This is a genomic window from Microbacterium sp. BWT-B31, assembly GCF_041379855.1.
Taxonomy (GTDB): domain Bacteria; phylum Actinomycetota; class Actinomycetes; order Actinomycetales; family Microbacteriaceae; genus Microbacterium.
In genome coordinates, this window is sequence record NZ_JBFECU010000001.1 from 43,106 (window position 1) to 68,097 (window position 24,992).

Genomic DNA, 24,992 nt, shown 5'->3' on the forward strand with positions numbered 1-24,992 from the left:
GACGTGATTCAGCTTGTCGATCGGGTCGTCGCGATCACCGGTGCCGGCCGCGGGCTCGGACGCGCCTACGCGCTGGAAGCCGGTCGGCTCGGCGCCAAGGTCGTCGTCAACGATGCCGCGGTCGCCGGCGACGGCGTTCCACGTGCTCAGCAGGTAGTCGATGAGATCGAAGCGGGCGGAGGGACGGCGCTGCTGAGCTGTCACGACATCATGACACCGGAGGGCGCGGTCGGTCTGATCGATCGCACCGTGGCAGCTTTCGGCCGAATCGACGGGCTCGTGAACAACGCCGGGTTCCTTCGGCCCGCGCTCGTCGCCGACATCTCGGAACCCCAGATGCAGGAGTTGACCGCGGTGCACTTGTACGCCGCTTTCCGCACGGTCCGCGCGGCGTGGCCGCACATGCGTGCGCAGGGCTTCGGGCGCATCGTGCTCACCGGGTCTGGTTCGTCGTTCGGGCATGAGGGAAACAGCGTGTACAGCGCCATGAAGGCGGCCATGATCGGGATGACGCGCTCTTTGGCACTCGAGGGGGCGGGCTGGAACTGTCGTGTCAACTGCGTGCTGCCACACGCTCAATCCATGCTGAGCATCGAGAATCCGCTGCCCGGTGTGAGCGCCACGGAGACCGGCGAGCTGATGGCCCTGCTGCAGTCTCGACGAACGCCGCGCTCCGTGGCGCCACTGGCCGCCTACCTGCTCAGCGACGAATGCGCGGTGAACGGAGAGGCGATCTCTGCTCTCGGCGGCCTGTTCGCGCGAGTCGTCTACGGCACAAGCCGTGGATGGGTGTCGGAGCGCCCTGACGAGACGACTGCAGACGACCTCGCGGCGAATCTTGCGCAGATCATGGACACGTCCGAATGGGTGACCCCGTTGAGCGTCGGCGACGAGATGCGCCTCGCCTTCGACCGATTCCGGGCCGACGCGCTGCTGGGGTCGTGATGGCACCCGAGGCCGTGATCGTCTCTGCGGCGCGCTCGCCGATCGGCCGCGCGACCAAAGGGTCGCTGCGAGAGTTGCGTCCGGACGATCTTGCCGTTCTGATGGTGCAGGCTGCCTTGGCCAAGGTGCCGGAAGTGTCCGACATCGACGATCTCGTGCTCGGGACCGCGCAGCCGGCTGCAGAAGGCGGCAAGAACCTCGGCCGCGCCGTGGCTGTGCTCGCCGGCCATGACAAGGTCCCGGGTGTCACGGTGAACCGGTTCTGCGCGAGCAGCCTGCAGACCACTCGGATGGCCTTGCACGCCATCAAGGCGGGCGAAGGCGATGTGTTCGTCTCCGTCGGCGTGGAGTCGTCGAGCCACGGGTTTCCGGCTGATCCCCCTGGTGTTCGCAACCCGATCCTGGACGAGGCGTCGGCACGGACGACCGCGTGGGTCGATGATGGCGGACGCGACCCCTGGGCCGACCCGAGAACGCGCGGCGAGCTCCCCGACCTGTTCATGCCGATGGGGGTCACCGCAGAGGTCGTCTCCCGCCGCATCGGAATGAGTCGGGCAGAGCAGGACGAGTTCGCACTTCGCAGTCACGCTCTCGCGGTCCAGAGGGCGGACGAGGGATTCTGGGCGCGGGAGATCACGCCGGTCTCATTGCCTGACGGCGCGGTGATCGCATCCGACGACGGTCCGCGTCGCGGCACCTCGCTCGAGGCGCTCGCAGAGCTGAAGCCCGCCTTCGTGCCCGATGGCACTGTCACCGCCGGCAATTCCTGCCCCCTGAACGACGGCGCCGCTGCACTGGTCATCATGAGCGATCAGAAGGCGAAGGACTTGGGCCTCGTTCCGTTGGCCCGCATCGTCTCCACGGCCGTGTCCGCCCTGTCGCCGGAGATCATGGGCCTCGGACCGGTGGAGGCGATCCCGGCGGCACTCCGGCGGGCTGGACTCACGATCGGCGACATCGACCTCTTCGAGATCAACGAGGCCTTCGCGGTGCAGTGCCTTGGCTCCGCCCGGGCGCTGGGCATACCGATCGACAAGCTGAATGTGAACGGCGGCGCAATCGCGCTGGGCCACCCGTTCGGCATGACCGGCGCCAGGATTGCCGCGACCATCCTCAACTCCCTGCAGTGGCACGACAAGCAGTTCGCCGTCGAGTCGATGTGCGTCGGCGGCGGCCAGGGCGTGGCAATGGTCCTCGAACGACTGAGCTGATGCCGACGACAGAAAGGGTCACATGAACGAGTCGACACCGAAGCGGGTCGCAGTCATCACCGGGGCGGCCCGCGGGATCGGCGCGGCCATCGCCGTACGGCTCGCGGCCGACGGATTCGCCGTCGCCGTGCTCGACCTCACCTCCGCGGGGGGCCAATCGGTCGTCGAACAGATCACCCGGCTCGGCGGCCGCGCACTCGCGGTGGGAGTCGACGTGGCCGACGAAGCGTCGGTCGAATCGGGCCTCAGGCAGATCGTCGACTCTCTCGGCGAGCCGACCGTTCTCGTCAACAATGCGGGAGTCACCCGCGACAATCTGCTGCACAAGATGAGCGTCGACGACTGGGACGCGGTGATGAACGTGCACCTGCGCGGCGCGTTCCTCATGTCCCGGGCCGTCCAGGCGTTCCAGGTGAAGGCCGGCTGGGGCCGGATCGTCAACCTTTCCAGCCGGGTGGCCATCGGCAACAAGGGCCAGGCCAATTACTCGGCGGCCAAGGCGGGTATTCAGGGATTCACCAAGACACTGGCGATCGAACTCGGTCGGTTCGGCGTGACCGTGAACGCGGTTGCGCCCGGGTTCATCGAGAGCGAGATGACGATCGCCGCCGCGGCGCGCATGGGCATCCCCTACGAGGAGTACAAGGCATCGCGCGCAGAGGCGACCCCTGTACGCCGGGTCGGCACGCCCGACGACATCGCCAACGTCGTGTCGTTCCTGGTGAGCGAGGGCAGTGGATACGTTTCGGGACAGGTGCTCTACGTGGCGGGCGGGCCGATTGGCTGACACCCCCGGCACGGCCAGGACGCCGCTCGAGCTGCGCGGTGGCACCGCGGTGATCACCGGCGCCGCGTCCGGGATCGGGGCCGCGCTCGCGCGCCGCGCTGCAGCCGAAGGCATGAACGTCGTCGTCGCAGACATCGACCTGCACGCTGCGCAGGCGGCTGCAGCCCAGTTGAGCAACAGCGGGGCCGAGGCCTTCGCCGTCCGGGTCGATGTCGGCGACCCCGTGTCGGTGGAGGCACTGGCCGCAGCGAGCTACGAGCGCTTCGGGGATGTGCGGCTGCTCTGCAACAACGCGGGGATCGAACTCAGCGGCAAGATCTGGGAGTACGACGTCGGCCAGTGGGAGCGGTTGATGCGGGTGAACCTCTTCGGGGTGTTCCATGGCATCCATGCGTTCGTCCCGCGGATGCTCGCGAGCGGCGGCCGGGCTCACATCGTGAACACCAGCTCGGTCGCCGCCCTGTTCACCCGTCCCTACACCGCGGCATACGGTGCTTCGAAACATGCCATCGTTGCGCTGACCCAGAGCCTTGCACAGGAGCTCGCCGCGGAAACGGAGATGCTCGCCGTTTCGGCCCTCCTTCCGGGTCCGGTGGCGACCAACGTGTTCGATCGCGCCCAGGCCGCAGGCTCCTTCGGGGAGCAGTACCGGGAAGCGTTCGCTCTGCGCCTGGCCGCAGACGGAATCAGTCCGGATGCCGCGGCCGCGATCACGTTCGAAGGGGTCCTGGCGGGGAAGCTGCTGATTCACACCGACCTCGCATTCTCCAAGGCGTCGATCGAGGATCGAGCAGCAGTGCTGCGGGCGTCCATCGATTCCTGAGCGTGATTCGCAGGTCCGGTGGGCGAACGCCGACGTCAGTCGCGATCCGGAGCAGCTGCACGAACGCCCACGAAGCCGCCGCGCCCCTCACCTCCCGAAACGGCGCCACCGCAACGGCGCCGTGCCCACGATCGAGCGTCAAGGCCACGCGACCTGAGCGAGACTCATAGGCCAGCGCTCAGCTCAGGGCCTCGGCAGCACCACCGTCTTGATGCCGTGACCGCTCGCGACGTTCGCGATGGCGGCCTCGGTCTCTTCGAGGGGGAACCGGTCTGTCACCAGCTCAGCGAAGCCGAGTCGGTCCCCGTGTGCGATCGCGATGTCGATGGTCTCCTTGAGGCTGTCCGGCGCGTTGCCGAGCGTGCCGAGGATGTGGAGGCTGAGATTGTTGATCCGAATGGGATCGATCGGCGCCGTGGCCTCACCCGAGAACAGGCCCATGACGAGGAATCGACCTCCCTTGCCGAGAAGCTCGAAGCCTTCGGGAAATGCCGATCTGTGCCCGGCGGCCTCGATGACGGCGGCAGCCCCCCGCCCGCCTGTGAGCTCGAAGATCGTCGCGCGGCGCTCGGATGCCGTGGTGCCCGTCAGCGGGATGGTGTGCGTTGCTCCGAGCCGCTTCGCGATCTCGAGCCGCGGTGCCGGGTCGCCGACAGCGATGATCTGCGTCGCGCCGCCGAGCGCCGCAAGCAGCGTGCTCGCCAGCCCGACCGGCCCGGTGCCGAGGACGACGACGCTGTCTGGAACGGGCCCGAGTCGGCGGAAGCCGGTGATCGCTGTGGGCATCGCGCAGCCGAAGGCGATGACCGCCTCTGGGTCGACGCTTTCAGGGATTCGGTACAGGGGAGCCAGGGCCGGAACGACTGCATAGTCCTGGAAGCCTGCGGCATTCGGGCCCAGCGCCGGGATCGGCCACGTCTCGCCGTAGTGGTCGCAGATCAGCGGAATCTCGGCCAGGCAGGCGGGACACTGCCCGCACGGCACAACGGACAGGAAGTATGCGAGGTCGCCGACCGCAAGAGGGGTGCCGCCGTAGTCGGTGGTCACTCCGTGTCCGAGAGCGACCACGCGACCAACTGTCTCGTGGCCGAAGCAGACTGGACGGCCTGGCGCTGGAACCTCGCCGGACAGTCGGTGCGGCTCGGTGCCGCAGACACCGGCGAGCACGACTTCGAGCAGGTACTCGCCGGACCCTGGGTTCGGGATGTCCCACTGCCGGAGTTCCAGCGGGATTCCCGGCCCGTGGAACACGATGCTCCGCCCGACACGCGTTGCGTTCTCTTCGGTAGCAGCCTGTGGCATCCGGAGTCCTTTCGATCAGATGCCGGCAGTTCCGATGTGTGCGTACTCGTTGCGCAGTTGGGGTTTGAGCAGCTTCCCGCTCGCATTGCGGGGGAGCGAGCTGACGAAGACGACGTGCCGCGGCTTCTTGTAGCTGGCGATCTTGGAGCGCACGAACTCGATCAGCTCCTCCGCGGTGACATCCGCTCCCGGCTCGACCACGACCAGGGCGCAGATGGCCTCATGGAGCCGCGGATCTGGCACGCCGATGACCGCGACGTCGGCAACCGCGGGGTGGACGATGAGCACGCTCTCGACCTCGCCGGGATGGACGTTCTCCCCGCCGGTGCGAACGATGTCTTTCGCCCGCCCGCTCAGCCGCAGCCTGCCTTGTCGGTCGACGATGCCGAGATCGCCGGTGGCGATCCATCCATCGCGAAACACGCTGGCCGAGTCCTCGGGGCGATTCCAGTAGCCGGCGGCGCCTGCGGGGCTGCGAACGGTGATCTCCCCCTCCTGCTCGTAGTCGAGTTCGGTGCCGTCCGGACCCAGGACCCTGGTCTCCGTGCCCTGGAACATCGTGCCGATCATGTTCGGCGTCGTCTCGGGGGTCACGTCGTCTCTGGTCGTGGTGGTGTTGCCCATCTCGGTCATTCCGTAGACGAAGTCGAGTGTCACGCCCGGAAGCAACGATTGCACGTCGTCGGCGGCGGTCGTCGGGATGCCGGTGCCCCCGGTCCTCAGAGTGCGAATGCTCTTCAGCGTGAGGTCTCGCACGTCGGGGTCCTGCAGCACCTCGACCAGGGTGAACGAGAACATGAACACGTCAGTCACCCGGTGGCGTTCCGCCGACCGCATCGCCTCGATCGCCTTGAAGCCGCGACTCGGATTGACGACGCCGTGACCGTGAACGAACATTGCGCCGAGAATGAAGTTCTCCAGACCGCCGACGTGATACATGGGACCCGTCACCATCATCACGGTGTCCTCCGTAAGCCGGAATCGCAGCGCTTGCAGCGCCGCGAACCACATCGTCATCGAGTGCGTCCAGACGACGCCCTTCGCGGGGCCGGTGCTCCCGGAGGTGTACATGAGCATCGCAGGGTCTTGCGGGTCCGGAATCGGCAGATCGGGAGGCGTGTTCTGGTCGGACCAGAGTGCGGTGCGATCGGATGCCCACTCAGGCGCATCATCGGATCGGAACACGAAGCGTTCGACCGAGGTGCCCGCGCGTGCGTTGTCGATCACGCCGATGAGGTCCGAGTCCGCGATGAGGACGCGGGTCCCCGAGTCGTTGAGCATGTATCGCAGTTCATCGGGACCGAGCCGGAAGTTCAGACGCACGCAGACGGCGCCGATCGAGGTGATGGCGAAGTACAGGGCGGCGTAGTCGATGGCGTTGTACATCATCAGCGCGACTCGATCGCCGTGCTTCACGCCGAGTGCGACCAACGCGTGTGCATATCGACAGGTGAGCCGATCGAGTTCTGCATACGTCAGCGTCGTCTCGCCGAGAGACAGTGCAGGGCGGTTGCGGTAGATCACCCCCATCTTGTGGCGTGTCGAACGGAGGATGTATCCGATGTCCATCGCGCGTGGAACTCCAATCCGGATCCGACCTAGCAGTACCACTAGAATGATATCTAGATAGTAGCGGCTAACTAGCAGGAGGTGGCTCAGTTTGGGCCGACCATCACTCGACCCGGAGCTGGCGGCGTACCTCGCCGGGCGGGGGGCGGCGCTGACCGAGTCCATCCCGTTCGAAGGCATCACCGCCGCGCGTGCAGCATCCGATGCAAGGGCCGCCTCCGACCTGGAGAAGCTCGTCGCCCGACCCGACCTCTGCCTCACCCGACGAGAGGAGGCCGCAGCGCTCGTGCTGACCTCTCCCGGACGAGCGGCACCGGCACCGATGCTGTTCTACATCCACGGCGGCGGCGGCTACTCGGGGAGCAGCGTGACCGGTCTCCGAGCCGTGGCTGACCTGGCGATGCCGCTCGGTGTCACAGTGGTGTCGGTCGACTATCGCCTGGCTCCAGAGCATCCGCTGCCGACCGCGCTGGACGACGTGCTGGAGGCGTACTGCTGGGCACTGCAGCACGCGGATGAGCTGGGGATCGATCCGGCCCGGTGCATCATCGCCGGCGCCAGCGCCGGTGGCGGGCTCGCGGCGACCCTCGCCCTGCGTCTCAGAGACCAAGGGCGCACGGCTCCCCTCGGCCTCATGCTGTTCGAACCCATGCTCGATGACCGACCCACGACAGCGTCACGCCGTTGGGCGCCCGGGGGGCTGACCTGGGATTCGGTCTCTGATGCGGCGGCGTGGTCTGCGCTTCTGGGGGAGGCGGCGGGCGACAGGCGCGCGGCCCGACGAGCGGTCGCCGCACGTGCAAGGGATCTCGGCGGATTGCCGCCGACGTACCTTGACGCGGGAAGCGTGGAGATATTCCGTGACGACGTGGTCAGGTTCGCCGGGCGCCTATGGGATGCCGACGGCGAGGCGGAGCTGCACATCTGGCCCGGGGGATTCCATTGTTTCGACATCCTCGCTCCGTGGAGTCGTTTGGCGCAGGCGGCGGCGGTCGCGAGATTGACATGGCTGAGAGCGCGGATATGCTCATAGCTAGCAGGTGCTTGCTTACTTGAAAGGTGGACGAGGATGTCCTTGCAATCGACACCGTCCGTTGTCGTCACCGGCGGGGCGAGCGGGATCGGGCGTGCGACCGTACTGCGAATGCTCGACGAGGGCTGGAGCGTCGTCGCTGCCGACATGAACCCTGATTCATTGGCCCGGCTGGCCGAGGAAGTGGGTGGAGGGGCGGATCGGCTGGCGACGATCGTGGCGAATGTCGCGGTCGAAGAGGATGTCTCCGCAGCTGTCGCCCTGGCTGTGGATCGCTTCGGCGGACTCACCGGCATCGCGAACAACGCCGGTGTCGGCGGCGCATTCGGTTCCATCGCCGAGATCGAAGCCGAGGACTGGGACTACACCTTCGACGTGGTGGCCCGGGGCGTCTTCTTCGGAATCAAGTACGCGGTGCGCGCGATGCGAGAGCAGGGGGTGGGCGGGAGCATCGTGAATACGGGCTCTGTGGCAGCCTTCAACGGAGGCGGCGGCCCGGCGATCTACTCCGCGGCGAAAGCGGCGGTGGTCAACCTCACCAAGGCGTCCTCGATCGAACTCGCCGGAGATCTCATCAGGGTCAACGCGGTGTGCCCCGGCGTCATATACACGCCCTTGTTGGAGAAGGGGCTCCCCGAAGAGGCCCGGACGACGCCGCCGCTGAGTCAGCCCTGGCCGCGCTGGGGCAAGCCTGAAGACATCGCCGCCGCGATCGCCTTCCTGCTCGGGCCGGACTCGACCTTCATGACCGGGCAGACGCTCACCGTCGACGGCGGGTTGATGGCTGCGGGCCCCGGCCCCGAATTCGCGCGGACCATGGGAATCGACGCAAGACACCTCGGCATGGTGGGTGTCAACCGAGGGTCGACCGGCGTCAAGAGCCAGGTGCGTCGGCGGACGCCGTGATGTCGACGCGTGGGAGGTCGCGCCGATAGGCATGGTCGTCGCGGGAGTCTGCTGTCCTCGCGATATCGGGCGCAGGCTTCGGTGATGCGTGCTGATGGCGCGAGGGCAGCGTCGACGGGTGCAGACGGTGTGGTCTTCACGCAATCATGGGTCGACGGGCCTCGTGACCGCGCCGCATGGCCGCCACGCCACCATCTATCGGCGTGACCTGTTTGCGTCGGCGCTTAGACTGACGCCGACCGCAGCGTCGCCGTCGGCATAGGATCGAGAACCCTAGGAGCACCATTGACACCTGGACGACCGAAGAAGAAGGTGCGGCAGCGTCGTAGCTCGGCCCAGCTGAAGTCTTTGATCTTGACTACTGCGCGCGCTCATTTCGAGGCAAACGGCTACCGGCACTCCACGACCCGAGAGATAGCCGCCGCGGGCAACTTCTCAGAAGTGCTGATCTTCCGCCACTTCGGCACGAAGGCTGCCCTGTTTCAGGCGAGCGTCGTAGAGCAGCTCTCGGCCGAGATCGCCGACCTGGCAGCTTCGTACGATGAGAATCAGCCGTCGAAGGAGTTCTTCTTCAGAATGGCCGAGTTCATGAAGATCCACCGAGACTCGCTGCTCTGCGTGCTCAGCGCATCGACGTTCAACGCGGAGCTGCAGCAGATCGCCGACGGGCAGCCTCGACCGATCACGCCGCTCATCACCGCACTTGAAGACGTCACATCCCGCGACGCCGAACGTCACGGCATCAAGGGGCTCGACATCCCCATTGTCACCGCCATCACGACCGTCGCGCTGATGGGACCGGTGCTGTTCGACCAGTGGCTCTTCGGCGAGTCGATCGACGAGATAGATTTCGATCGGTTCGTCGATCAGACCTGGCGCTACCTCACGTTCGGCTCCGCGCGTCCGGTCACAGAAGACATCGACGCGTAAGAGATCGCGCCCGTTGACGTGACGCGGGCGCGGCAGCCTCTTCGCGGCGGTGAGCGAAGGCGGAGAGGAGCCCGTCGCGAGGATCGCCGCGCATTCGCTGGCGCCCGCGGGCACCGAACGTTGATGGCGGCGAATCGGGCCTGGCTGGCGGGCTTGTCAGCACCGGTCAGCAGGTCGGCGGCGCGATCGGCCTCGCCGTGCTCGCGACGCTCACCGCCCTCCGCGCGGACGCATCCCTCGAGGACGGCGCCTTCCCCGTGGAGGACCTCACCGGCGGACTCTCCTGGCTCTTCGTCGGCGCCCGCAGTCCTCTCCCTCTCTGCGCCGGCCGTTGTCCCCCGCGCCCGGAGCGCCCGCAGCCACTGAGACGGCGCATCCGTCATCGATCACGGGCGCGGGCCCCCTCCGGATCACCCGCCGCTGAGCGCGCGCTGCGGGTTCGCGCTCAGCAGCTGCTCGATCAGCCCGCGGGCGAATCCTGCGGCGGCCATCGCCTCCCGCCCAGCGGTGAGAAGGTGGGCGAGGCCCACGCCGCCGTATGCGCGGAAGTGCGACTGCCGGAACAGGTCGTGCGAGACCAGCACCCGGTCGGCGAAGCCGGCATCCGCGAGCGCGCGGATCCACGCGAGCTGCCGCGCCGTGTCGTAGTCGGCGGGCGAGGCGAATCCGTCGAACTCGACCCAGCATCCGCGCTGGGCCAGCTCGAGGTGATAGTCGGGGTCGGGAACGGTGTCGAGGTGCCCGACGATGATGCGGTGCGCGGGCACGCCGGCGTCTTCGAGCAGGTCGACGATCGCGCGCCCGACCGGCCACCTGGCGGCGTGGAGCGTGATCGTGAGCCCGGTCCGGCACTGGGCGAGCGCGCACGCGCGCAGCGCCCGCTCCTCGAGGGCCGAGACCCACGCCTGGTCGGCGCCCACCTCGCCGATGATGCCGGGTCGGATTCCGGCATCGGTCACCCCGTCGGTGACTTCGAGAACGATGGATGCTGCGGCCTGGGCCACGGTGAGCCGGTCGAGGCCCGTCTGGGCCGTGTACGGGTCGCGGTAGGAGCCGCAGCCCATCACGACGTGCACCTCGGCCAGTTCGGAAGCGCGCCGCAGCAGCGCCGGGTCGCGGCCGAGGTTCGGGGCAGTCGCGTCGACGACGGTTCCCCCGCCCGCCTCGCGGAACAGCAGCAGCTCGCGCACGGCGAGGTCGAGATCGTTGAGCAGTCCGTCCGACCGGTACTCGCGGAGGGTGTCGGCGAACAGGTGCTCGTGGACGAGCGTGATGCCCAGATCGTCCGCCTCGACCGGTCCGCACACGGTCATGACCGGTGCGCGCATCACCTTACCTTCGCGAGAAACTGCCGCGTGCGGTCGGAGCGGGGGTTGCCGAAGAACTCCTTCGGGTGGCCGCGTTCGACGACGCGGCCGTGGTCCATCATGACGACCTCGTCGGCGACATCCCGCGCGAAGCCCATCTCGTGGGTGGCCATCACCATCGTCATGCCGCTGTCGGCGAGCCCGCGCATGACTTCGAGGACCTCGCCCACCATCTCGGGGTCGAGGGCGCTGGTCGGCTCGTCGAAGAGGATCGCCTTCGGGTGCATGCCGAGGGCTCGCGCGATCGCGACGCGCTGCTGCTGGCCGCCCGAGAGCTGTCCGGGGAAGGACGCGGCCTTGTCGGCGAGTCCGACGCGTGCGAGGAGCGCATGGGCCTCCTCCTCGGCCTCTGTCCGGTCGCGACCGGCGACGTGCACCATTCCCTCGGTGATGTTCGCGAGCGCCGTCTTGTGCGCGAACAGGTTGAACCGCTGGAAGACCATGCCGATCTCGCTGCGCTGGCGGGCGATCTTCGCGTCCGACAGCGGCTTGACCTTGCCGTCGACGACCCGGCCGCCGATGCGCTCTCCGTCGAGCAGGATCTCGCCGCGCTCGGGGTCTTCGAGGTGGTTCAGGCAGCGCAGGAGCGTCGTCTTGCCCGACCCCGAGGGCCCGATGAGCGTCACGACCTGTCCCTTCTGGACGTGCAGGTCGACGTCGAACAGGATCTGGCGGCTGCCGAACCACTTGCTGAGGCCGCGCACGTCGATGAGGGGGGTCTGTGTCTGCATCGTCACACCATCTCGTTCTGTGCCAGGACGGTCCTGGTCCGCCGTCTGCTGCTCAGCGGGGTGCCCCAGGCGGCGCCCACACGCTTCTCGATGACCATCTGGATGCCGCTCCACACCGCGGTGAGGGCGAGGTAGTACAGCGCGACGGCCCCGAAGACCTCGAAGGGCTGGAACGTCTGCCCCTGGATGATCGCGGCGGCCGTGTACAGCTCGGTCACGCTGATCACCGACAGCAGCGACGTGTTCTTCAGCATGAGGTTGAACTGGTTGCCGAGCGGCGGGATGACCGTGCGCACGGCCTGGGGGAGGATGATGCGCCGCATCGCCTTCGAGCGGGTCATGCCGACCGCCTGCGCGGCCTCCATCTGCCCCCGGTCGACGGAGTCGATGCTCGAGCGGATGATCTCGGCCATGTACGCGCCCTCGTTGAGTGAGAGCGCGAAGATGCCGGCCAGGATGCGGCCGGCGATGACGATCCCGAAGATCTCGATGTCGTCCCACCGGTAGCCGCCGAAGATGGCCATGCCGAAGAACGGGAACCCGGCGAAGAAGATGATCGACACCTGCACGAGGAACGGGGTGCCCCGGAAGACGAAGACGTACGTCGAGGCGAGCCACCGCACCGGGCGGAACCGGCTGCGTCGCGCGAGGTCGGCGATCAGGCCGATCGCGACGCCGAAGATCTGCGACAGGATCGCAATGACGATCGTCAGCACCAGCCCCGTGAGGATCAGCTGGCTGGGATGGACGAGGTAGTCCCAGAACGCCGCCCAGTCGAACGGGTAGGTGTGGGAACTGGCAGCTCGCACGAGCACGGTTGCACCGCCTTTCATGAAGGGCGGGACGGCGTCGTCGCCGCCCCGCCGCGAGGGGGACTAGATCTTGTGGGGTTCGACCGCGATGTCGGACAGGCCCCACTTCTTCCAGATCTCGGCCCATGTGCCGTCGTCGATCATGGACTGGACGGCTTCCATCACCGGGTCGTAGACGTCGGCGTCGCCGGGGCGGAACGAGAACGCGGTGAGCCCCGCGGTGTCTCCGTCGCCGAGGGTGAAGGTGTCGGTGAACTCGATCTTCGCCTTCTTCTCCTGCTGGAGCAGGAGGGCCGCGACCTTCTCGGTCATCCACGCGTCGACCTGCCCGGAGGCGAGCGCCTGGTAGGCGTCGGGGCTGCGGGGGAACTGGAGGATGTTGATCGGCTCGTCGCCTGCGGCGACGCACGCGGCGCTGAGCTCTTCGAGGGTCTCGACATCGGCACCGCCCTTCTGGCCGGCGACCTTCACGCCGCACAGTTCGTCACGCCCGCCGACGCCGTTCGGGTTGCCCTCGCTGACGACGACGACCTCGTCCGCTCGCCAGTAGGCGACCATGTCGAGCTGCTCGACCCGCTCGGGGGTGACGTACTGGTCGGCCCAGATCAGGTCGCACTTGCCGCCCTTGACCGCGGCGATGATCGTGTCGAACACCGAGTTCTGGATGTTCGGCTCGAGGCCCAGCCGCGCGGCGACCTCGGTGACGAGGTCGATGTCGACGCCGGTCGGGTCGCCGGCGCTGTCGAAGTACTGGAACGGCTGGTAGGGCATGTCCATGCAGGTCGTCAGGTGACCCGCGCGCACGAGCAGGTCAGAGTCGATGCTCGCCACTGGTGGGGTGGTGGGCTCGGGCGCCGCGCCGGCGGTCGTCGTGGCGCATCCGGTGAGCGCCATGAGTGCTGCAGCGGCAATTCCGAGGCCGCTGAGCGCAGTCCGTCTTCTCACGTTTCATCTCCAAGGTGCTGGGCCGGCCGAGTCGTTCGGGGCAGCCGGGGGTTGCTGGTTCCCTGGAACATAATCGATCGATCGATCGGGTGTCAACGGGTGAATTCTCATCCAGTCGGCGCAGAGCGGAAACCCACGGGATCTCATTGACCGCACGAAATCACCGCGAAATCTGGCCGAAACGCGGGCATTGCATACTCAGGTCGCGGTGCAGTAGTGTCCCAACCAGCCGATCGATCGATCTGAAGGGAACGGCAGGTGAGCACTACGACGAGCGAATCCGTCCGTGCGGACATCCGCAATGCCGCGTTGCAACTGTTCAGCGACGTGGGCTTCCACGGCACCGGCATCCGGCGGATCGCCGAAGAGGCCGGGGTCTCGCTGGCGACGCTGTACCACTACATGTCCAGCAAGGAGTCCCTCCTCGCCGAGATGATGTCCGAGACGATCCTCACGCTGCTGCGCGACGCCGAACTGGCGGTGCAGGCAACGGTGAGTCCGGTGGAGCGCCTGCGTGCCCTCGTCGAGGTGCACCTGCGCGTACACATCGAGAATCGCATGCTGTGCATCATCAGCGACATCGAACTGCGCTCGCTGAGCGGTGAGGGCCGCGAGACAGTGGTCCGCTACCGCGACGACTACGAGGGACTGTGGAAGAAGACGATCGCCGCCGGAAAGCGGTCCGGCGACTTCTCGGTCGGCGACATCGACATCGCGGCGAAGGCGCTGCTGGACATGTGCACGGGTGTCGTCCACTGGTACCGCCCCGGCGGGCGCATGGACCTCGAGGCCCTCACCGACCTGTACGTGGCCCTGTGCTTCAACGCGCTGCAGTCGCACCGGCCGCGCCGAAAGGCCCGCGGATGAGCGCCGACGTGCTCACCCGCTCCGGTGCCGGGCGGGTCGTCGCGCCGGCGGGCGCGCTTCCCCAGGCGGCGGACCGCCTTCGCCCCGAGGGCATCGCCACCGGCGCGGAGGTCGCTGTCGCCGTCGAGTACCTCAACCTCGACTCGGCGAGCTTCCGTGACCTCGCAGAGCACAACCGGCACGATCCGGCGGCCATCACGGGCGAGGTGCTGTCGATCGTCGCGCGACACGGCAAGATGACGAACCCGCGCACGGGGTCGGGCGGCATGCTCGTCGGCCGCGTGATCGAGCTCGGCGATGAGGCATCCGGTCTGGCCGTCGGCGATCGCATCGCGTCTCTCATCTCTCTCACAGCGACCCCGCTCGAGATCCTCGACGCGCTGGAGCGGTGGGACGCCTCGTCCGAGGTCGTGCCCGTGTCGGCGCGAGCGGTGCTGCCGTCGCCCGCCGCGCTGTGCCGACTGCCCGACGACATCTCGCCGGAGGTCGCGCTGAGCGTTCTGGACGTGTGCGGTGCGCCCGCGCACGCGGAGCGCCTGATCCGCCGGCCCCTGCTCTCGGGCCGGGTAGAGCGGATGCTGCTGCTCGGCGGCGGCAAGAGCGCCGTGCTCGCCGCGGCGGCCGCTCGCCGTGCCGGTGTCGCGACAGTGTGCGTGGTGCCGGGCGAAAGCGAGGCGGCGCGGCTGCGCGCGGCGGGCCTGTTCGACGAGGTCGTGATGGCGGATGCCACGGACCCGGCCGCCGTGCACCGCGAGGTCGCGGCGGTCGGCCCTCTTGCGGACCTCACCCTGGTGTGCGTGAACGCGCCCGGCTGTGAGCATGCGGCGCTCGTCAGCACGCGCCCGGGCGGCGCGGTCGTCTTCTTCTCCATGGCGACGAGCTTCACCGCGGTCGCGCTCGGAGCCGAGGCGCTGTGCCTCGATCTCGACCTCTTCTTCGGGACCGGCTACGTGCCGGGTCACGCCGAGACGGCGCTCGAGCTCGTTCGGACCGATTCCCGCGCGCGCGGATTCTTCGAGGCGGCCCACCGCCCACACCACACCACTGACACGGAGCAGAAATGACACATGTCGTCCAGAGACGCTACGTCCCGTACAGCGAGGTCCACTACGCCGGCGGCCTCGTCGACGGAGGCTACGTGATGCGGCTGTTCGGCGAGCTCGCGACCGAGATCAGCATTCTCTCGGCAGGCGACGAGGGCCTTCTCGCCGCGTACGAATCGGTGACCTTCCACGCGCCGGTCATCGCCGGCGACATCATCGAGGTCGACGGCGATATCGTTGCGGCCGGCCGCCGGAGCCGCCGGCTGTCCCTGCGCGCTCGCGTCACGGCACGATCGGCCGGCGACGGGACGAGCGCGGCGCGGCAGCTCGGCGAGCCCCTGCTCGTGGCCTCCGCGATCGCCGTGCTCGTGGTTCCCGAGACCGGCGGCACGCTCCCGGCAGAGCTGGTCGGAACGGATGCGGGCGCATGACGGGCCTGTTCATCACCGTCGCCCCGACCGGCGCCGAGTCCACCAAGGCGCACAACCCCGGCATCCCGCTGCAGCCGGACGAGATCGTCGCCCAGGCAGTCGCATGCGAGGCGGCCGGCGCGGGTCTCATCCACATCCACGGACGCGATCCGGCGGGCGAGTCGACGCTCGACCTCGCCGTGCTGAGAGAGATCGTCGACGGCGTCAGGGAGCAGACCGATCTGGTCGTCCAGCTGTCGACGGGCGGGAGCGTGCGCGACGGCTTCGACGCGCGCCGACGCGTGCTCGAACTGCAGCCGGAGTCCTGCTCGCTGACGTGCGGCACGGTCAACTTCGGCACGGAGGTCTTCCACAATCCGCTCTCGTTCATCGAGGAGCTGTACCTCGAGACCATCGCGCGGGGGATCGTGCCCGAGTTCGAGTGCTTCGACCTGGGACATGTCACGACCCTCAACCGGCTGCTCGACACGCACGGCGCGCCGGCCACCGGAGTGGTCCACTGCAACCTCGTCATGGGGGTGCCGGGCGGCATGGCCGGCGACGCGCGCACGATGATCGCGGCGCTCGGCGCGCTCCCGGCGGGAGCGTCGTGGTCGGCGACCGGCATCGGCCGTGCCCACGTCCCGGTCATGCTCGCGGCGCTCGCGATGGGAGGAAGCCTCCGGGTCGGCATGGAGGACGTCCTGAGGTTCTCGGCGTCCGAGCTCGTGCGCGACAACGCCCAGCTCGTGGAGCGGGCCGCGCAGCTGGCAGCGCTCGCCCAGGCCGACATCCTCACCCCCGACGAGGTCCGCGTCAGGCTCGGCCTGGGCTGAGCGGGGCGCCGCCTGCGAGCGGATCCACGCCGTCCAGAGCGCCCCGCGCCTGCGCGGTCACTCCCGGCGGGCGAAGCGCCGTGCGGCCAGGACGGCGAAGACCGCGGTCAGCGCGATCGACCAGATGATCGTCGTGAGTATGGGATGCGCGAGCGGCAGGGGCCCGTCGGGGATCGTGCCGTTGCCGAAGAGGTGGCGCACGGCGGTGATCGCTGCGCTGAACGGGCTCCATTCGGCGAGCTCGCGGACCACGGGCGGCATGGTCGCGGTGGGGACGAACGCGTTGGACAGCATCACGAGGCCGAAGATCGGAGCTGACAGCTGCTGCACGATCTCGACGTTGCGAATCACGAGTCCGAGGTGGATCCCCACCCAGCTCAGCGCATACCCGAACAGCAGCAGCAGCACAAACCCCGCGGTGGCTGAGGCGACGTCGGAGTGGATGCGCCAGCCGACGGCGAAGCCGAGAAGCGCCATCACCGCCAGCGAGATGACCGCGAGGACGAGCTGGCTTCCGGCCAGGCCGAACGGCACGGCGATGCGCTGCATGGGAAGCGACCGGAACCGCTCGGTCACGCCGTTCTGAATGTCCAGGGCGGCAGAACCCGCGGCCATGATCAGCCCTGTCCCGGCCGCGAGCACGAAGGCGGCCGGGATGAGCGCCTCGCGGTACGCCGCGGCATCCCCTCCCGCGGCCAGCGCGCCGCCGAAGACGTACCCGAACAGCAGGACCATGCTGATCGGGCCCACGAGGTTCGCGGCGACGATCGCGGGGTTTCGCCGGAGTGCGAGCAGGTTGCGGTAGACGATGGTCGACCCGGCGGCGAGCGGCCATCGGGTCGTGGTGTCGGCGGTTGTCATCTGTGGTCTCCGGTGAGGGCGAGGTATGCCTGGTCGAGGGTGGGCTCGTGCAGTCCGATGTCGACGACGCCGATTCCGGCGCCGGACAGGGAGTGGAGAACGGCCGGCAGGGTCAGGCTCCCGGCCGAGGTCAGCCCGCTGAGCGCTGCGGCGTCGGGGGCGTCGTCCACCGAGATGTCATGCACGCCCATTCCACGTAGGAGTGCGGATGCGGCATCCAGATCTGCAGGCGTCTCGAGCGCGATGGCCAGCCGCACTCCGATCTGCTCCTTGAGCGACCGCGGGGTGCTGTCGGCGATGACGCGACCGGCGTCGAGCACGACCACCCGATCGGCGAGCTGATCGGCCTCGTCGAGGTACTGGGTGGTGAGGAAGACGGTGGTGCCTTCCGCCGTCAGCTCTCGCACGGTGTGCCAGATGTCGTTGCGGCTGTGCGGGTCCAGCCCGGTGGTCGGCTCGTCCAGGAACAGCACCGACGGCCGCAGGATCAGGCTCGCCAGAATGTCGAGGCGACGCTTCATGCCGCCCGAGTAGGTGCTCACCGGCCGTTCGGCCGCGTCTGCGAGGCCATAGCTCTCGAGGAGTTCGCCTGCTCTGCGACGGGCGTGCGCCCGCGACAGCCCGCAGAGCCTGCCGAACACGACGAGGTTCTCGCGTCCGCTGAGGCGCTGGTCGAGCGTGGTCTGCTGGGCCGTCACCCCGAGCGCGGCGCGCGCTCGCGCCGGCTGCGCGACGACATCCACCCCGGCGACGAACGCGCGTCCCGAGGTCGGCGTGGCAAGCGTCGACAGGATGCGCACGAGCGTGGACTTTCCCGAACCGTTGGCGCCCAGGAGGCCGAAGACCCTGCCCCGCTCGATCGTGAGGTCGATCCCGCCCAGGGCGGCGACGGCGCCCGGTCCGCGGCCGTACGACTTCGTCACCTGTTCGACGACGACCGCGGGTGGCGGCATCCCGTTCATGCTTCTCCTTCAGCGATCAGTGTTCGCGGTACGGCTCCACTTTACTGAGAACATCGTTCGCGGTAAAGTCGGGGCCGCACATCACCGATCGATCGGAGGCGCGTCGTGCAGGACACGGTCATCTGGGACCGGGTGCGCGAGGCTCGCAAGGGCCCGCGACCGGCGCACACGCTCGACGACATCGCGCGAGCGGCGATCTCGGTCGGCGACGCGAACGGCGTCGAGGCCGTCTCGATCCGCGCCGTGGCGGCGCAGCTCGGCGCGGGCGCCGCATCCCTGTACCGGTACATCTCACGCAAAGACGACCTCTACGACCTGATGGTCGACTCCGTCGCCGCGGAGTACGAGCTGCCGAGCGTCCCCTCCGGCGAGTGGGAGGCCGATGTCGTCCTCGTCGCCCGGCGCATCCGCGACGTCTACCGCAGGCATCCGTGGATGGCCGAGCTCGCTCCCCACGCCTCGTGGGGCCCCAACACCCAGGACTACATGGAGTTCTTCCTCGCCGCGCTCGAGCCGACGGGGCTCGGCCATGTCGAGCGCATAGAGTTCATCGGCCTGATGAGCGCATGGATCGCGACGTTCACGCAGCTCGTGCAGCAGCCCGCGGCCACAGGCGCCGGCCGACTGCGCCATTTCGCGTCGATCGCAGCCGATCCGGCGCGGCCGCAGCTGGCTCAGGCGATCGTCGCGCTGATGCGCGCCGATCCTTCCTCGTCGAGCCCCGACCAGCTCTTCGAGCGGGGTCTTCACCGCCTCATCCACGGCATCGCGGGCTGAGACCTCCGCACCTGCCCGAGCGGCGCTCGAACCTGCGACGGCCGGCGACCCGGCCGCCTCTCGACGCGCCGACCCGCCGATGGCAGTGTTCATAGCGACACGAACGCACCCGCGACAGGAGTGAGCCGATGAGCACCGCCGACAGCACCCGCGCGACAGACACACCCGGAAGACCGTGACGGATGCCGTCATCGCCGCGTTCCCGGCGGGTGCGGCGTGGACGATGGTCGCAGTCGGTGTCGCCCTGTCGTGGTGAGGTTTCTCGTCGCGGGGATCTGGCTGCGGCGCACGGCCGCCGCTGCGGCGGTAGACCAGGCGCGGGGCTGACGGACCCGGCGCACGTCGAGAGACCACGGTGGAGGCCGTGAGCAGAATGCACCCCGAACCATCCGCGGATGCCTCGCCCCGGCCCGGCCGCGCCGGTGAGGTGTTCCTGACCTTCCTCAAGCTCGGGCTGACGTCCGTCGGCGGCCCGATCGCCCACCTGGGCTACTTTCGCGACGAGCTCGTCACGCGCCGCCGCTGGGTGGACGACCGGGCGTACGCGGACCTCGTCGCGCTGTGTCAGTTCCTCCCCGGTCCTGCCTCGAGCCAGGTCGGATTCGCGCTCGGCCTGCTTCGTGCGGGACCGGCGGGAGCGCTCGCGGCGTGGACGGCGTTCACGCTGCCGTCGGCGGCGCTGCTGGTCGCCTTCGCGTACAGCGCGCCGCTGTTGGGCGGTGTCGTGGGTTCGGGCATCCTCTCGGGCCTTCAGATCGTCGCGGTGGCCATCGTCGCGCAGGCGGTCTGGGGGATGGCCCGCACGCTCACCCCGGACGCCCGGCGCGCGACCATCGCCGTGGTCGCACTGCTGATCGTGCTGCTCGTGCCGAGCGCCGCCGGCCAGGTCGCCGCGATCGTCGTCGGCGCGCTCACCGGTCTGTGGCTCTGTCGTCGGGGACCGGCCGAAGCCCCCGCAGGACTCGACCTGCGGGTGTCGCGCCGCGCCGGGGTGACCGCGCTCGTCGTCTTCGCGGCGCTGCTCGCCGGGCTGCCGATCCTCGCGGCGCTCACCTCGGGGATCGGGGTCCAGGTCGCCGACTCGTTCTACCGCGCCGGCGCCCTCGTCTTCGGCGGCGGCCAGGTGGTGCTCCCCCTGCTGGAGGCCGAGGTGGTCGGCCCGGGCGGCTGGGTCACCGCCGGGCAGTTCCTCGCCGGCTACGGCGCCGCGCAGGCCGTTCCCGGTCCGCTGTTCACCTTCGCCGCGTACCTCGGGGCGCTCGCGGCGCCGGGGGCGGCGGGCCTTGCGACCGCCGCCATCGCGCTGGTCGCGGTCTTCCTGCCCGGCCTGCTGATCCTCGTCGGGGTGCTGCCGTTCTGGAACGCGTTCCGCACGCGCACCGTCGCGCAGGCCCTCATGCGCGGCGCGAACGCGGCGGTCGTCGGCATCCTCGCCGCCGCGCTCTACGACCCCGTCTTCGTCACCGCGATCGTCAGCCCCGCGAGCTTCGCACTCGCCGTCGTTTGCTTCGTCCTGCTGATCGCGTGGCGGACGCCTCCCTGGGTGGTCGTCGTGGTCGGGTCGGCAGGCGGCATCCTCATCGCCGCCGTCGCGTAGCGAGATCATGCGGGATGCCCCGTCACGCGTCGTGAGACGACGTGACGGGGCGTCCGGGCTCAGCTTTCGCGATCCTCGTCTGCGGCGAGCCGGTCGGCCTCCGCCCTGTCGATGAGGTCGGGGTTTATGTCCGGGTCGATGGTGCGGGCGTTCTCGTCATCCGTCGTGACGTCCGCGACGACGAGCGCGTCCGCGTCGCGGTCGTCGTCGCCGACCGGCGGCAAGGAGTTCACGTTCGACATGTCCGCTCCCTTCTTGTCGTTTGCTGCTCTCGCGCCGCGCGGGCGAGAGGCTGCGGGTCACTCTCGTCCTCACTGTCGGGGGTGGCATCTCACCGACGATATCGAACGACGTTAGGGCGCTACCCTCGCGGCGAGGACGGGGTTGACGTCGGGGCCGCGGCCGGAGAGTGGCTGCGGAGCGGCTACGGCGTGGTCGGCGTGCTTCAGTAACGGCCGCGGAGGCAACGCGGTGCGCAAGGCCCGAACGATGCGCGTGCTCGTCGGCGGCGCGTCGTGAGGGGAATGAACCCCGCGATGTCAAGGAGGTGCGGCGGCGGGCGCGCGTGACGCATGCTGTGCTGCGGAGGTTCTCATGATCACTGTCCATAAGGATGGTCTCGTCTTCGACCCGCTGGGAGCCGATGCGTGGCGGCTCTGCGACACCGGAATCGACGAGCACGACGCGCGCCGCCTCGTCGCCTATGTCGAGCGCACGGCGCACGGCGGCTACGAGGCGATCTGGATGGAGTTCGGCGCTCCGCCCAGCGAGCATGCCACCCGCGAGGACATCGTGCGCTGCGCGCGGGAGCTACCGGAGTCCGCGAGCCGCTCGCCGACGACCAAGCCGGCGCCTGTTCCGCACCTGCCTCCGCTCCGGTTGCATGGCTGAGGGCGGGACCGCGACGGCGGCTCAGTCCGCGAACGAGATGACGAGCCCGTCGCCGTCGGCCGCCACCCGGAAGGACGCCGGCGAGGCGACCGCCCACGTGGGCTCCGCCGCGGCGGCGTAGGGTCCGACGCCGATCACGCGCATGCCGGCCGCGCGGCCCGCGGCGATGCCGTTCGGGGAGTCCTCGACGACGATGCAGTCGGCGGGGGCCAGGCCCAGCCGCGCGGCGGCGAGCAGGAACCCCTCGGGGTCGGGCTTGCTCGCGTGCACGTCTTCGGCGGTGATCGCGAGCGGCGGCATCCGGAGTCCTGCCGCGCCCATGCGCGCAGTCGCGAGCGCGAGGTCGGCGGAGGTGACCAGCGCGTGCGGCAGCCCGGCGAGGTCGTCCATCAGCTGCGCGGCGCCGTCGATCGCGACGACGCCGTCGAGCTGTGCCGTCTCGGCGTCGAGCAGGGCACGGTTCTCGGCGAGATTGACCTCGTGCGGCCGGTCGGGCAGCAGCATCGCCATGCTCTCCTGGCCCTGACGGCCGTGGATGATCGCGAGCGTGCGCGCGGGGTCGATCCCGTGGCTCAGCGACCACTCGGTCCACAGGCGCTCGACGACGGCGTGCGAGTCGACGAGGGTCCCGTCCATGTCGAGCAGCAGGGCAGCGGCGCGCAGCGACGTCATGCCCCCAGCGTACGGGGGCGGTGCGGGCCGCCCAGACGCGCAGAGGGGCGGATGCCTCGACACCGGGCCGCCGGCATGCCACGCTGAACGGTGCGGCGCCGGGGGAGGCGCCGAGAGAGGCAGGGCGCCTGATGAGCGCGACGCCGATCCGAGCCTCCGTGCGCGCACGCGCCGCCGTCGGCGTGGCGGCCGCCATTTCCACTGCGACCGTCCTCGGAGGGTGCGCCGCGGGAGCGGCGCCCGAGCCGACGCAGACGCCGAGCCCCGACGCTGCCGCGGTCACGCGTCCGGCGGCTCCCGAGGGCGAGCTCGCGCCCGAGCTGCAGCCGCCGGATAGTTACCGATAACATGAAATGAGCCCGCCGTTCCCCGCCTGCTGCGCGCGCGACGGCGGTCGACGCGCACGCGGCATATGCGGCCTACGCTGTGCAGGGCGAGGCATGTGCGAGCGAGCGAGGTGATCGGCAGTGTCTGAGGTGAAGGGCTGGCAGCGACCCAGCATCTACGACGTGGCGAAGCATGCGCAGGTGTCGCACATGACGGTCTCGCGCGTGCTCAACGGCCACCCCAACATCCGCGATTCGACCCGCGAGCGGGTGCTCAAGGCGATCGAGGAGATGAACTACACGCGCAGCTCCATCGCGCGGGCGCTCGCGACGAAGCGGGCGATGCGCATCGGCGTGCTCGTAGACAGCCCGATCCAGTTCGGCCCGAACAGCACGGTGCGCGCCCTCGAGAGCGCGGCGCGCGACGCCGGCTACGCGATCGCCGCAGTGTCGGTCTCGGACGACGACGACCTGCAGATCGACGACGGTGTGGTGGAGCTGGTGACCCAGGGCGTGGATGCCCTGTGCGTCATCGCCCCGCGCGCATCGTCGCTGGACCTGCTGCGCAAGCAGAGCACAGGGCTGCCGACGCTGCTCATCAAGTCCGAGCCGGACGCCGAGATGCACACCGCGGCCGTCGATCAGCGGGCCGGGGCCATGATCGCCGTCCAGCATCTGATCGAGGTCGGGCACCGGCGCATCCTGCACCTGGCGGGACCGCTGGACTGGTTCGATGCGCGAGCGCGTGCCGAAGGGTGGCGTGACGCACTGGCCGACGCGGGGCTCGACATCGCCACCCCGGTGGTCGGCGACTGGACGTCGGACTACGGCTACGAGTTCGGCCAGACGCTCGACGTCGAATCGGCCACGGCCGTCTTCGCCGCCAACGACCAGATGGCCCTCGGACTCGTCCACGGACTCGCCGACCGCGGTGTGAGCGTGCCGGGTGACATCAGCATCGTCGGTTTCGACGATCTGCCCGACGCGCGCCACTTCCTGCCCCCTCTGACGACGGTGCGGCAGGACTTCGCCGCCCTCGGCGCCCTCGCCCTGCAGCTCATCATCTCGGCGATCGAGGGCGAGTCGATCGTGCAGCACGACATGATCGAGCCCGCGCTCATCGTGCGCTCGTCGACGGCGCCGCCGCGCCGTTGACCCTCGTCGCGACCCCGTTCCGACGGGCTCGCAACGGGGGTGGGCCGTGCGTGAATGTTCGCGGTAACGGAAACGTAACGAAACTCCGGAATCCCGTTGCGCCGAAGCATTGTTAGCGCGCACAATGGCGATGCACCCAAGCGTGTCCACCGGGGCACAGTGCCCGATCGAGGCACAGGGACTCAACTTCGGCCACGAGCGGCCGAGGGATCTCAAGGAGGAGAAACAGATGGCACACAAGAAGCGGATGCTGGGGCTTCTGGGCTTCGTGGGCGCGGGCGTCCTTGCCCTCGGCCTCGCAGGCTGCTCGAGCGGGGACTCGGGTTCGGACGCCGGTTCGGAGGGTGACCTCATCACGGTGGGCTTCGTCGCGGTCGGCCCCGAGGGCGGATGGCGCGACGCCAACGAGCAGGCCATCAAGGACGCTTTCACCGAGGAGGCCGGGTTCGACCTCAAGTACGCGCCGGCGGCGAGCCCCAGCGACCAGAAGTCGCAGCTCGACGCGTTCGCGACCTTCGTCAACGACGAGGTCGACGTGATCCTGCTGACCGCGACCGAGGCATCCGGGTGGGAGGACTCGCTCGAGCTCGCCCAGGAGGCCGAGATCCCCGTGATCCTCCTCGACCGCGGCGTCGACGCGAGCGACGACCTGTACGTCACCCGCATCGCGCCCGACAATGTCAAGGTCGCCGAGTCGGTGGGCGAGTGGGCACTGACGGCCCTCCCCGACGGCGCCAACTACTACGTGCTCGAGGGCGTTCCGGGCCTGTCGGTGGTCAACGAGCGCAACGAGGGCTTCGACTCGGTCATCGAGGGTCAGCCGGGCTGGACCAAGATCGGCGCGCAGACGGCCAACTGGAGCGCAGACGAGGGCAAGTCGGTCACCGAGACCGTGCTCAAGGCGAACAACAACGACGTCCAGTTCATCTTCGCCCAGAACGACGAGATGGGCATCGGCGCGGCGCAGGCCGTGAAGGACGCCGGCCTCGTGCCGGGCACCGACGTCAAGATCGCGACGATCGACGGCACACAGGGCGCTCTCGAGGCGCTCGCCGCGGGCGAGCTGAGCTTCGTGGCGCAGTACAACCCGTTCTTCGGCGACCTGGCCGTCGACGCCGTGAAGAAGGCGCTCGCCGGTGAGACCGTCGAGAAGACGATCATCGTGCCGGGCGAGACCTTCGACTCGCCGGAGGCAGGCCAGGCCGCGCTCGACGCAGGCAAGGGCTTCTGATCC

Annotated in this window: 27 protein-coding genes; 17 read left to right on the forward strand and 10 right to left on the reverse strand. The window is 69.1% G+C overall.

Annotated features, from left to right (window positions below; translation table 11 throughout):
* Positions 1 to 3: 3 nt before the first annotated feature.
* The 4 genes from AB1K54_RS00210 to AB1K54_RS00225 are packed head-to-tail and all read left to right on the forward strand — an operon-like array spanning position 4 to position 3,766.
* Positions 4 to 945, forward strand: coding sequence for an SDR family NAD(P)-dependent oxidoreductase (locus AB1K54_RS00210; RefSeq protein ID WP_371200673.1), 942 nt, complete (start codon positions 4 to 6; stop codon positions 943 to 945).
* Positions 945 to 2,156 carry an acetyl-CoA C-acetyltransferase gene (locus AB1K54_RS00215; RefSeq protein ID WP_371200674.1) on the forward strand — a complete coding sequence of 404 codons (1,212 nt, stop codon included), beginning with the start codon at positions 945 to 947 and terminating at the stop codon, positions 2,154 to 2,156. Before AB1K54_RS00210 ends, AB1K54_RS00215 begins: the two co-directional genes overlap by 1 nt.
* Positions 2,157 to 2,178: 22 nt before the next feature.
* Positions 2,179 to 2,943 (forward strand): 3-oxoacyl-ACP reductase FabG, encoded by a 765-nt coding sequence (gene fabG / locus AB1K54_RS00220; protein ID WP_371200675.1) that lies wholly within the window; start codon positions 2,179 to 2,181, stop codon positions 2,941 to 2,943.
* Positions 2,936 to 3,766, forward strand: coding sequence for an SDR family NAD(P)-dependent oxidoreductase (locus tag AB1K54_RS00225; RefSeq protein ID WP_371200676.1), 831 nt, complete (start codon positions 2,936 to 2,938; stop codon positions 3,764 to 3,766). Before fabG ends, AB1K54_RS00225 begins: the two co-directional genes overlap by 8 nt.
* A gap of 183 nt (positions 3,767 to 3,949) precedes the next feature.
* Here AB1K54_RS00225 and AB1K54_RS00230 read toward each other — a convergent pair whose 3' ends face one another.
* Both AB1K54_RS00230 and AB1K54_RS00235 read right to left on the reverse strand, forming a co-directional pair.
* On the reverse strand, positions 3,950 to 5,068 hold the full coding sequence (locus AB1K54_RS00230) for a zinc-binding dehydrogenase (RefSeq protein WP_371200677.1): 1,119 nt from the start codon (positions 5,066 to 5,068) through the stop codon (positions 3,950 to 3,952).
* Positions 5,069 to 5,083: 15 nt separating this feature from the next.
* Entirely contained in the window at positions 5,084 to 6,637 is a 1,554-nt protein-coding gene (locus AB1K54_RS00235) for a class I adenylate-forming enzyme family protein (RefSeq protein ID WP_371200678.1), read from the reverse strand.
* Positions 6,638 to 6,728: 91 nt separating this feature from the next.
* Between AB1K54_RS00235 and AB1K54_RS00240 the strand changes: the two genes are divergently transcribed.
* From AB1K54_RS00240 to AB1K54_RS00250, 3 genes are all read left to right on the forward strand, one after another.
* The gene (locus tag AB1K54_RS00240) at positions 6,729 to 7,670 is read left to right on the forward strand and encodes an alpha/beta hydrolase fold domain-containing protein (protein ID WP_371200679.1); all 942 of its coding nucleotides are present in this window, start codon (positions 6,729 to 6,731) and stop codon (positions 7,668 to 7,670) included.
* A 36-nt stretch (positions 7,671 to 7,706) separates the two neighbouring features.
* A complete protein-coding gene (locus tag AB1K54_RS00245) occupies positions 7,707 to 8,576 on the forward strand; it encodes an SDR family NAD(P)-dependent oxidoreductase (RefSeq protein WP_371200680.1) in 870 nt (289 codons plus the stop codon).
* 354 nt (positions 8,577 to 8,930) lie between these two features.
* A complete protein-coding gene (locus AB1K54_RS00250) occupies positions 8,931 to 9,506 on the forward strand; it encodes a TetR/AcrR family transcriptional regulator (RefSeq protein WP_371200681.1) in 576 nt (191 codons plus the stop codon).
* A 410-nt stretch (positions 9,507 to 9,916) separates the two neighbouring features.
* Here the strand turns inward: AB1K54_RS00250 and AB1K54_RS00255 are convergent, their stop codons facing one another.
* Genes AB1K54_RS00255 through AB1K54_RS00270 form a run of 4 tightly spaced genes read right to left on the reverse strand, consistent with a single transcriptional unit; the run spans position 9,917 to position 13,361 of the window.
* Complete coding sequence (locus tag AB1K54_RS00255; protein WP_371200682.1) at positions 9,917 to 10,834, reverse strand: phosphotriesterase; 918 nt, start codon at positions 10,832 to 10,834, stop codon at positions 9,917 to 9,919.
* The gene (locus tag AB1K54_RS00260) at positions 10,834 to 11,604 is read right to left on the reverse strand and encodes an amino acid ABC transporter ATP-binding protein (protein ID WP_371200683.1); all 771 of its coding nucleotides are present in this window, start codon (positions 11,602 to 11,604) and stop codon (positions 10,834 to 10,836) included. Before AB1K54_RS00260 ends, AB1K54_RS00255 begins: the two co-directional genes overlap by 1 nt.
* Before the next feature lie 2 nt (positions 11,605 to 11,606).
* The gene (locus tag AB1K54_RS00265; RefSeq protein WP_371200684.1) at positions 11,607 to 12,419 is read right to left on the reverse strand and encodes an amino acid ABC transporter permease; all 813 of its coding nucleotides are present in this window, start codon (positions 12,417 to 12,419) and stop codon (positions 11,607 to 11,609) included.
* A 60-nt stretch (positions 12,420 to 12,479) separates the two neighbouring features.
* Positions 12,480 to 13,361: an ABC transporter substrate-binding protein gene (locus tag AB1K54_RS00270; protein WP_371200685.1), complete on the reverse strand. Its 882-nt coding sequence runs from the start codon at positions 13,359 to 13,361 to the stop codon at positions 12,480 to 12,482.
* A 258-nt stretch (positions 13,362 to 13,619) separates the two neighbouring features.
* Between AB1K54_RS00270 and AB1K54_RS00275 the strand changes: the two genes are divergently transcribed.
* From AB1K54_RS00275 to AB1K54_RS00290, 4 genes are read left to right on the forward strand one after another with little or no spacing between them, the layout of a single operon-like run.
* Positions 13,620 to 14,228: a TetR/AcrR family transcriptional regulator gene (locus AB1K54_RS00275; RefSeq protein ID WP_371200686.1), complete on the forward strand. Its 609-nt coding sequence runs from the start codon at positions 13,620 to 13,622 to the stop codon at positions 14,226 to 14,228.
* Positions 14,225 to 15,292, forward strand: coding sequence for an L-erythro-3,5-diaminohexanoate dehydrogenase (locus AB1K54_RS00280; protein WP_371200687.1), 1,068 nt, complete (start codon positions 14,225 to 14,227; stop codon positions 15,290 to 15,292). The genes AB1K54_RS00275 and AB1K54_RS00280 overlap by 4 nt, the downstream gene beginning before the upstream one ends.
* On the forward strand, positions 15,289 to 15,702 hold the full coding sequence (locus tag AB1K54_RS00285; RefSeq protein WP_371200688.1) for a hotdog domain-containing protein: 414 nt from the start codon (positions 15,289 to 15,291) through the stop codon (positions 15,700 to 15,702). The genes AB1K54_RS00280 and AB1K54_RS00285 overlap by 4 nt, the downstream gene beginning before the upstream one ends.
* Complete coding sequence (locus AB1K54_RS00290) at positions 15,699 to 16,517, forward strand: 3-keto-5-aminohexanoate cleavage protein (RefSeq protein ID WP_371200689.1); 819 nt, start codon at positions 15,699 to 15,701, stop codon at positions 16,515 to 16,517. The genes AB1K54_RS00285 and AB1K54_RS00290 overlap by 4 nt, the downstream gene beginning before the upstream one ends.
* A 57-nt stretch (positions 16,518 to 16,574) precedes the next feature.
* Here AB1K54_RS00290 and AB1K54_RS00295 read toward each other — a convergent pair whose 3' ends face one another.
* Positions 16,575 to 17,378: an ABC transporter permease gene (locus AB1K54_RS00295; protein WP_371200690.1), complete on the reverse strand. Its 804-nt coding sequence runs from the start codon at positions 17,376 to 17,378 to the stop codon at positions 16,575 to 16,577.
* Positions 17,375 to 18,331 carry an ATP-binding cassette domain-containing protein gene (locus tag AB1K54_RS00300; RefSeq protein WP_371200691.1) on the reverse strand — a complete coding sequence of 319 codons (957 nt, stop codon included), beginning with the start codon at positions 18,329 to 18,331 and terminating at the stop codon, positions 17,375 to 17,377. Before AB1K54_RS00300 ends, AB1K54_RS00295 begins: the two co-directional genes overlap by 4 nt.
* 114 nt (positions 18,332 to 18,445) lie before the next feature.
* Between AB1K54_RS00300 and AB1K54_RS00305 the strand changes: the two genes are divergently transcribed.
* Both AB1K54_RS00305 and chrA read left to right on the forward strand, forming a co-directional pair.
* Positions 18,446 to 19,117 carry a TetR/AcrR family transcriptional regulator gene (locus AB1K54_RS00305; protein WP_371200692.1) on the forward strand — a complete coding sequence of 224 codons (672 nt, stop codon included), beginning with the start codon at positions 18,446 to 18,448 and terminating at the stop codon, positions 19,115 to 19,117.
* Positions 19,118 to 19,490: 373 nt separating this feature from the next.
* Positions 19,491 to 20,714: a chromate efflux transporter gene (gene chrA / locus AB1K54_RS00310; RefSeq protein ID WP_371201146.1), complete on the forward strand. Its 1,224-nt coding sequence runs from the start codon at positions 19,491 to 19,493 to the stop codon at positions 20,712 to 20,714.
* 59 nt (positions 20,715 to 20,773) lie between these two features.
* Here the strand turns inward: chrA and AB1K54_RS00315 are convergent, their stop codons facing one another.
* Positions 20,774 to 20,956 (reverse strand): hypothetical protein, encoded by a 183-nt coding sequence (locus AB1K54_RS00315; RefSeq protein ID WP_371200693.1) that lies wholly within the window; start codon positions 20,954 to 20,956, stop codon positions 20,774 to 20,776.
* A gap of 352 nt (positions 20,957 to 21,308) precedes the next feature.
* Here AB1K54_RS00315 and AB1K54_RS00320 point away from each other — a divergent pair, with 352 nt between their 5' ends.
* A complete protein-coding gene (locus AB1K54_RS00320) occupies positions 21,309 to 21,605 on the forward strand; it encodes a hypothetical protein (RefSeq protein ID WP_371200694.1) in 297 nt (98 codons plus the stop codon).
* Between the two features lie 21 nt (positions 21,606 to 21,626).
* On the opposite strand, the gene AB1K54_RS00325 is transcribed toward AB1K54_RS00320, so the two are convergent.
* Positions 21,627 to 22,277: an HAD-IA family hydrolase gene (locus AB1K54_RS00325; RefSeq protein ID WP_371200695.1), complete on the reverse strand. Its 651-nt coding sequence runs from the start codon at positions 22,275 to 22,277 to the stop codon at positions 21,627 to 21,629.
* A gap of 131 nt (positions 22,278 to 22,408) precedes the next feature.
* Between AB1K54_RS00325 and AB1K54_RS00330 the strand changes: the two genes are divergently transcribed.
* The 3 genes from AB1K54_RS00330 (at position 22,409) to AB1K54_RS00340 (ending at position 24,989) form a co-directional block, all read left to right on the forward strand.
* Complete coding sequence (locus AB1K54_RS00330; RefSeq protein ID WP_371200696.1) at positions 22,409 to 22,624, forward strand: hypothetical protein; 216 nt, start codon at positions 22,409 to 22,411, stop codon at positions 22,622 to 22,624.
* Between the two features lie 120 nt (positions 22,625 to 22,744).
* Positions 22,745 to 23,758: a LacI family DNA-binding transcriptional regulator gene (locus tag AB1K54_RS00335; RefSeq protein ID WP_371200697.1), complete on the forward strand. Its 1,014-nt coding sequence runs from the start codon at positions 22,745 to 22,747 to the stop codon at positions 23,756 to 23,758.
* Between the two features lie 229 nt (positions 23,759 to 23,987).
* Positions 23,988 to 24,989, forward strand: a complete 1,002-nt coding sequence (locus tag AB1K54_RS00340) for an ABC transporter substrate-binding protein (protein ID WP_371200698.1) — start codon at positions 23,988 to 23,990, stop codon at positions 24,987 to 24,989.
* Positions 24,990 to 24,992 lie beyond the last annotated feature (3 nt).